Here is a 6,309-nt window from a genome sequence, read left to right on the forward strand (position 1 = left end):
TGTTTATTGGGTACGGCTCACTTGCGCTAACATCGGCTAATTTTGCTTTGTTTCGCAGCCCGCCATCATCCTATCGATAGGATGATGGCGGGTTGTTGTGGTATCTAGCCCAAAGACGCCTAAATTGCCTTGGATCTTCAAACCCACACCGCTGGGCGATTTCTTCTACCTGCAACGGCGAGTGTTGCAAGAGTTGCTGGGCTAAACTTAGTCGTAATTTGTAAATATATTCTTTACTAGTAATACCGGTGCTGTCTTTAAATATTCGCGCAAAGTGGCGTTTACTGCAATGCCCTAAGTCAGCCAGTTCGTCTACACTCCAACTTTTAGCAGGGTCTTGCTGAATCTTGTCTTGAATTGTATGAATTCTTTGCTGTAAATGGTTTCTGTGCTCCAGATACGGTGACAAACTAGGATCTTGCATACCTCGGCGAATAAACAATACCATTTGCCTGGCTATCTTTGCCGATATTTGGGGGCCAACTTGCTGCTGTACCAAATGAAGCGCTAAATCAATTCCAGCGGATACACCAGCGCTGGTATACACATTGCCATCTTGTACAAATAATCGGTTTTCAAGTACTTGCTTAGCGGTAAGTAAAGCAGATAACTCATTGCAGTGCATAAAGTGTGTGGTGCATTTTTTATTATTCAGCAACCCCGCTTTCGCCAACACCAATGCTCCTGCACAAACACTGATCACTTTGGCAAATTGATGTTGTGCTAACCATCCACATACTTTTTGCATCACAGGCGTATCAAGTTTAATTTCATTACCCACCATGCCGGTTACTAATAGCCAAGCATTTGGTTCAACGGTATTTGGCAAAGGGTCAACTGACAAACTCATTCCAAGGGAGTTTTTAAGCGAAGTTTCTGGCCCAACAAAATGCAGCTTAAAATGTTTTCTTCCGTAGCGATTTGCATAAGCAAACACCTCTGATGGCCCTACCACATCTAACATCAAAAGCTCTGGGAACAATACGATGTAGATGGGTATAGTGTCACTGTCGGCATTTGTATTCACGCCAGCATCGAAAGCGTTAGCTTCAAAAGTATTCGCACACTCAGCCATTATAAACTCACCGCCGCAGCTTTACGGCGAAAGCGACCACCAAAGGTATTAAGTAGCAGGCCAAACAATACCAGGATAATACCCAGCCACTGCATGGGCGTAATACTCTCATCAAGTATGAGTGCAGCAGAGCTTAGCCCTACAATAGGAACGCCTAACGACAACGGCGCAATTTGGCCGGCCGGATAACGGGTTAATAGATAACTCCAAAGCCCATAGCCGGTTATGGTGGCCCCAATCGCCAGATACAGTAACGCGCCAAACGACACCCAACTAAACCCACTTAAACTTGTGATAATTTGCTCGGGTCCTTCAATAAAATAACTGCCGATGAAAAATGGAATAGGCGGTACCCATGCACTCCAAACCACTAAGTTAACGTTCGAATTAAAGCCTCGATTGCTAATGCTTCTAGCACTAATATTACCCAAAGCCCAGCTTGCCGCACCTGCCATGGTTAAACCGAACCCTAGGGCTGTGATGCTATGGTCGTCTTTACTTAGTGCAATAAAAGTTAAGCCAAACCCGGCAATAAAAAAGGCCCACACTTGATAATTTTTTATTGATTCTTTTAGAAAAAACATAGCAAAAATCATGGTGAACAAAGCCTGTGCTTGTAGTGCAAGCGATGCTAAACCCGCGGGCATCCCATAGGCCATAGCAGAAAATAAAAACGCAAATTGCAGAAAACTAATGGGCACAGCATAGGCCACCCACCATATAAACGGGGTGTTGGGCCGTTTGAAAAATAAAGCACCTACCGATGCGACTAATAGAAAACGCAAACCGCCCATTAATAAAGGAGGCATACCTTCTAAACCCCAAACAATAGCAACAAAATTCACGCCCCATATCACTATTATAAATATAGCGATCAATAAATCTTTTCCTAACATCCCCTACCCTTTTTTGCTGATATTAATTGATTAGCGTTGATGCGCCGGAATATGTTTTATTGTGTCTACAAACGTAGTGATTTCTTGCTCACTGAGTTGCCCGATAACCTTCTGTTTACTTGCACTGTGATGCTGTAAACCCAAACCCGGACGATATGCTTTTACAGGGCGTATAGGCCTTCGTTGCAAGTCACCCCCGCAGTTAGGGCAAACGCCTTGCAAAACGCCCTTCAAACAATCTTCACAGAACGTACATTCATAAGTACAAATATAGGCCTTTGATGAGTTAGCAGATAACGGCGCATTACAACATTCACAATTAGGTTTGAGTATCAACATAGAGGCATGCCCAGATGGTTGTTAATAAAGATACTAAGCCTGTTTTCACATGGATGATAGGGCAAAAACTCAATCTTAGCGGGTCAAAAAGGACATAAGCAAAAAATGAGGTAGAATCTGGGTGTTTGAGGGTTGTGATGACATAAGGCTAAGGGGAAATTGTGAATTTGGCAGCCCGCCGTGTATACGCCCCATTAACCGCTGTATATGGCTATAATGCCACCTTCAGGCTGTTATTAATCAATCATATGTTGGTGTGGCGTGTCCATGTGCTTAACGCATTCGAACATAAAGGCATCAACTTCGCTTTCTTTGTGATAATCGGCATAGTGTAGCCCAACCTCAGACTCTGCGTTGATATGCCGGATCGCGCCTTTTATTGTGCAACAAATACCAGAACTCGGCAGCGTTAAAACGATTTTCACGTTGCTATCCGGAAGGTTTTGAGGCATTTCGGATAATAATTTAATTCGGATACCGGAATAACTCATATCAACCATATTACCCTCCAAGTTAATGCTATTTTCACTTACAGGGTTACTTATTATGACGTCTGCATGTACACCTTTGAGATTAAATCGCGGGTGTTTTCTTTTATCATTAATCATCTTAGCTATTGTCATAAATTTTTACTAAGCGTAGTACCAGGTTACGTAAAAACCAAGTTTCGTTGCTAATGACAAATGCTGTCAGAGTACTATTCGGCGAATAGTATACTTTTTGGGAGATAATGTACTCCAACCCAATTATTTTAGTATTATGGCGCCAAATTTTATGCGTTGTGGGCTTCCCTCTTATGTCATTTAGCGCTTTAGGCTTATGTACTGAATTATTAAACACCGTAGCCCAAAAGGGCTATACCACGCCATCTCCTATCCAGAAGGAGGCCATTCCCGCGATATTGAACAAACAAGATGTTATCGCGATTGCGCAAACAGGAACCGGTAAAACAGCCAGTTTCTCGTTACCAATTTTGCATCTATTGGCAGATATGCCACGCCCAGAACCCAATTGTGTAAGAGCCCTAATCATAGCCCCAACTCGAGAGCTTGCTGCCCAGGTTGCACAAAACGTAGAGACTTATAGCCAAAACATAGATATTCGTTCTACGGCTGTATTTGGTGGCGTACGGATTGAGCCTCAAAAATATGCGTTAGAGCAAGGTGTCGATATCCTTATTGCAACACCAGGGCGCTTGTTAGATTTATACGAACAAGGCGCAATTAATTTCAACTCTCTTGAAATACTGGTGCTAGACGAAGCCGATCGCATGTTGGACTTAGGTTTTATTGATCATATTCATCACATACAAAAGCTTCTGCCAGAGACACGACAAACTCTTCTATTTTCAGCCACATTTTCCAAAGAAATAAAAACACTCGCTACCACAATGCTTAATACCCCAGTGACTATCGAGTTAGCCAAGGCGAATGATCACATTGAAAAGATTAAACAGGTATTACACCCAGTGGACAAAGAGCGGAAAAGCGAGCTTCTGATCCACCTTATTAAAAACAATGACTGGTCTCAAATATTGGTGTTTACGCGCACCAAACGCGGTGCCGATGCCTTAAGAAATGAACTTGAAGCAATAGGTATTGCTGCCGAATCAATACATGCAAACAGAACGCAGCAAGCACGCACATTGGCGTTAAATGGTTTTAGAGATGGCAGCATTAAAGTATTAATCGGGACAGACCTTGCCGCTAGAGGCATCGATATTCAACAGTTGCCTTGCGTTATTAACGTCGACCTGCCCTATGTAGCCGAAGACTATATTCACAGAATAGGTCGTACAGGCAGAGCATCATCGGAAGGCTTAGCGATTTCGCTATTTAGCGACGACGAAGCGAAGCAGTTGAACGCTATCGAACGCTTTATTGGACGGCAGTTTAAAAAGACATTTGTTTCGGGGTTTGCACCAAAACCAAAGCCTAAACCACCTATTTCTAGTATAGATGAAGACTTATACGGAAACTTCGAAGCTGACAATAAACCAAAAGGTAAAGGCAGATCGAAAGGACGCAGAAAGCGACGCTAAGAAATAATGGGGGCAAACAATGTGGTCAGAGTATTGTTACAAGATAGAGTCTTTTTACAAGAGAATGTACTCTGACATCTTTTTTCACCGCTCAAAAAACACATCAACCAAATCAGCAAGGGTTTCTTCTAACTCTTCTTCAAAGGCATCAATATCGATATTGAAACTGTTCATATATTTGTCGGCATTCGCACGGGATACAGTGATATTTTTCATTTGAAACTCTAGCTCAGGAAGGGATTTGTCGTAACGGGGCTTAATAGCCCAGCGTAAACAGTGTCCGTGGTGATCTTTAAGTTTTTGTTTGGCAAAAACACAGAACTCCTCAATGTAATCTGTACCTTGTGGCCCAAGGCAGCCAGGTTCAACGCGAGACATCACCAACAACTTTTTGTACAGAGGGAGTCGTGTATTCATTATATCTTTGAATGATTTAAAGATTTGATTATCGGCAAAATTTACTAATCTTGCCAGTTTAAGTCGTGAGGCTGCGGACTTTTGAAGAAATAAAGTACTCTGGTTCCATTATTTCTAGTTGCAATCAGTAACGGTAATGGTTGGCTTTTCACCTTGATTTGGATGGCGATAGGTTAATTTACATACATCAGTTGCGGCAATCTCAGCGCTAGAGAGATCACTGGTTTGACGCTCTAACGTGAAGGTAACTTCAGGTGCAGAGCCTGTTAGTTTCCAATCATCTTCTGTGAAATCTAAGGCTTCTTTAAGATTCGTTTGCGTTGCGTAAGGATAGCCGTAACGCACGCGAATACCTGATGCTAGTGTTGTATCCGCACTGCTTTCCACGCCCTCAATCAGCGCTTTAGCGTAAACAATTTCAGAAGACGAGGATAGCGCAGCGCTTAATCCTTCAAGTGCACCCGCTTGGGCATCTTTTTGAATATTCAAAAGCTTTGGGGCCGCGGTAGTCGCAAGTACGCCCAGTACGACTATAACTATAATCAACTCAATTAAAGTAAAGCCATTGGCACGTTGGCATTTATTCATATACAAAAGGCACTACACTAGTATTAATCTGACCTAAGTGTATTACACACAAAGAAAATTTAAAAATAGACGAAAGCCTAAAAATGGGGGCAGAATACTTTTTAGAGATAATAAACTAACTCTTCCCCCTTATTCTATTCTGCTTGAGATGCGTATTCGTTATGCATAAGCCACGCATAAGCGGTAGTGAAGGCAGGCTCTTGGAACTGCTTCAAACCTGTTTCTGCAAAAGGCACTGCAATTGGGTTTCTTCGTATTGACTCTTTAATATCTGTCGAGCTAAATACAACTACATCCAACCCTTCAATTAATTCAATAGCCGCTTCTAATTTGAAGCCAATAGCGCTGCCAGCAAATTTACCTTTGCTTTGACGCTGGCGAATTATCACAGCATCAATTTTGTAGTCGGCAACAAGTTTAGCGAAAGTGCTTTGAAAGCTTTTTAGCCCTTTAGCACTGGTATCGGCCAACGTTAACCGGCGCGTTCGGCAGTCGGGAACATGAAACAAACCATCTATTAGCGACAACAGACACACATTTGCTTCGTTACTTTTTAAATCTACACCACAGACTTTCATATCAATTCCTATTCACATTTATAAATCATTATAACGTGTTTCACTGATGATATTTACCCACACTCAATTTTCTTTGGCTACTCAATATTTTTTTTTCCCAGAAATAGTGTCGAAAAATAGCAGGAAATAGGATCAGCGTGCCTTTATATCAATAAAGTACTCTAACCCTGAGGGATCCCCACGAATTTAATTTCATGTACCTCCACCCCAGGCTTCGTCTACTAAGGAGCTGTACCACTCGAGTGCAGCTTTCCATTGTCGTATGGTAAACCGTATCCTACAGGCGATAGCCCTGAGCCCAAGGTAGTGGAACGATAAAACTCTTTTTGTATTGGTGTTTGCTTGGAAGCGACGATGTTTACTTGAGGTGACTAG

At 42.3% G+C, this 6,309-nt stretch carries 8 protein-coding genes; 1 reads left to right on the forward strand and 7 read right to left on the reverse strand.

All coding sequences use genetic code 11. The features are described from left to right. Positions 1–70 precede the first annotated feature (70 nt). The 4 genes from C7Y69_RS18255 to C7Y69_RS18270 form a co-directional block, all read right to left on the reverse strand. A complete protein-coding gene (locus C7Y69_RS18255) occupies positions 71–1,075 on the reverse strand; it encodes a GlxA family transcriptional regulator (protein ID WP_126873734.1) in 1,005 nt (334 codons plus the stop codon). Beyond that, positions 1,075–1,971, reverse strand: coding sequence for an EamA family transporter (locus C7Y69_RS18260; protein ID WP_126873735.1), 897 nt, complete (start codon positions 1,969–1,971; stop codon positions 1,075–1,077). Before C7Y69_RS18260 ends, C7Y69_RS18255 begins: the two co-directional genes overlap by 1 nt. Before the next feature lie 30 nt (positions 1,972–2,001). Further along, positions 2,002–2,310 carry a DUF1272 domain-containing protein gene (locus tag C7Y69_RS18265; RefSeq protein WP_126873736.1) on the reverse strand — a complete coding sequence of 103 codons (309 nt, stop codon included), beginning with the start codon at positions 2,308–2,310 and terminating at the stop codon, positions 2,002–2,004. Positions 2,311–2,546: 236 nt separating this feature from the next. Then, a complete protein-coding gene (locus C7Y69_RS18270) occupies positions 2,547–2,933 on the reverse strand; it encodes a PilZ domain-containing protein (RefSeq protein ID WP_126873737.1) in 387 nt (128 codons plus the stop codon). A gap of 173 nt (positions 2,934–3,106) precedes the next feature. Between C7Y69_RS18270 and C7Y69_RS18275 the strand changes: the two genes are divergently transcribed. Next, entirely contained in the window at positions 3,107–4,351 is a 1,245-nt protein-coding gene (locus C7Y69_RS18275; RefSeq protein WP_126873738.1) for a DEAD/DEAH box helicase, read from the forward strand. A gap of 84 nt (positions 4,352–4,435) precedes the next feature. Here the strand turns inward: C7Y69_RS18275 and C7Y69_RS18280 are convergent, their stop codons facing one another. The 3 genes from C7Y69_RS18280 to C7Y69_RS18290 form a co-directional block, all read right to left on the reverse strand. Beyond that, positions 4,436–4,768 carry a hypothetical protein gene (locus tag C7Y69_RS18280; RefSeq protein ID WP_126873739.1) on the reverse strand — a complete coding sequence of 111 codons (333 nt, stop codon included), beginning with the start codon at positions 4,766–4,768 and terminating at the stop codon, positions 4,436–4,438. A 114-nt stretch (positions 4,769–4,882) separates the two neighbouring features. Then, the gene (locus C7Y69_RS22035) at positions 4,883–5,356 is read right to left on the reverse strand and encodes a type II secretion system protein (protein WP_126873740.1); all 474 of its coding nucleotides are present in this window, start codon (positions 5,354–5,356) and stop codon (positions 4,883–4,885) included. Positions 5,357–5,490: 134 nt separating this feature from the next. Beyond that, positions 5,491–5,934 carry a DUF3010 family protein gene (locus tag C7Y69_RS18290; RefSeq protein ID WP_126873741.1) on the reverse strand — a complete coding sequence of 148 codons (444 nt, stop codon included), beginning with the start codon at positions 5,932–5,934 and terminating at the stop codon, positions 5,491–5,493. Between the last annotated feature and the right edge of the window lie 375 nt (positions 5,935–6,309).

It is taken from the genome of Alteromonas sp. KS69, from assembly GCF_003989595.1.
GTDB classification, from domain to species: Bacteria; Pseudomonadota; Gammaproteobacteria; order Enterobacterales; family Alteromonadaceae; genus Alteromonas; species Alteromonas naphthalenivorans.

What these genes read in the sequence shown, in the direction of transcription:
- C7Y69_RS18290 (WP_126873741.1), bottom strand. Translation starts at nt 5,934, where the DNA reads ATGAAAGTCTGTGGTGTAGATTTAAAAAGTAACGAAGCAAATGTGTGT.
- C7Y69_RS18280 (WP_126873739.1), bottom strand. Translation starts at nt 4,768, where the DNA reads ATGAATACACGACTCCCTCTGTACAAAAAGTTGTTGGTGATGTCTCGC.
- C7Y69_RS22035 (WP_126873740.1), bottom strand. Translation starts at nt 5,356, where the DNA reads ATGAATAAATGCCAACGTGCCAATGGCTTTACTTTAATTGAGTTGATT.
- C7Y69_RS18270 (WP_126873737.1), bottom strand. Translation starts at nt 2,933, where the DNA reads ATGACAATAGCTAAGATGATTAATGATAAAAGAAAACACCCGCGATTT.
- C7Y69_RS18255 (WP_126873734.1), bottom strand. Translation starts at nt 1,075, where the DNA reads ATGGCTGAGTGTGCGAATACTTTTGAAGCTAACGCTTTCGATGCTGGC.
- C7Y69_RS18260 (WP_126873735.1), bottom strand. Translation starts at nt 1,971, where the DNA reads ATGTTAGGAAAAGATTTATTGATCGCTATATTTATAATAGTGATATGG.
- C7Y69_RS18265 (WP_126873736.1), bottom strand. Translation starts at nt 2,310, where the DNA reads ATGTTGATACTCAAACCTAATTGTGAATGTTGTAATGCGCCGTTATCT.
- C7Y69_RS18275 (WP_126873738.1), top strand. Translation starts at nt 3,107, where the DNA reads ATGTCATTTAGCGCTTTAGGCTTATGTACTGAATTATTAAACACCGTA.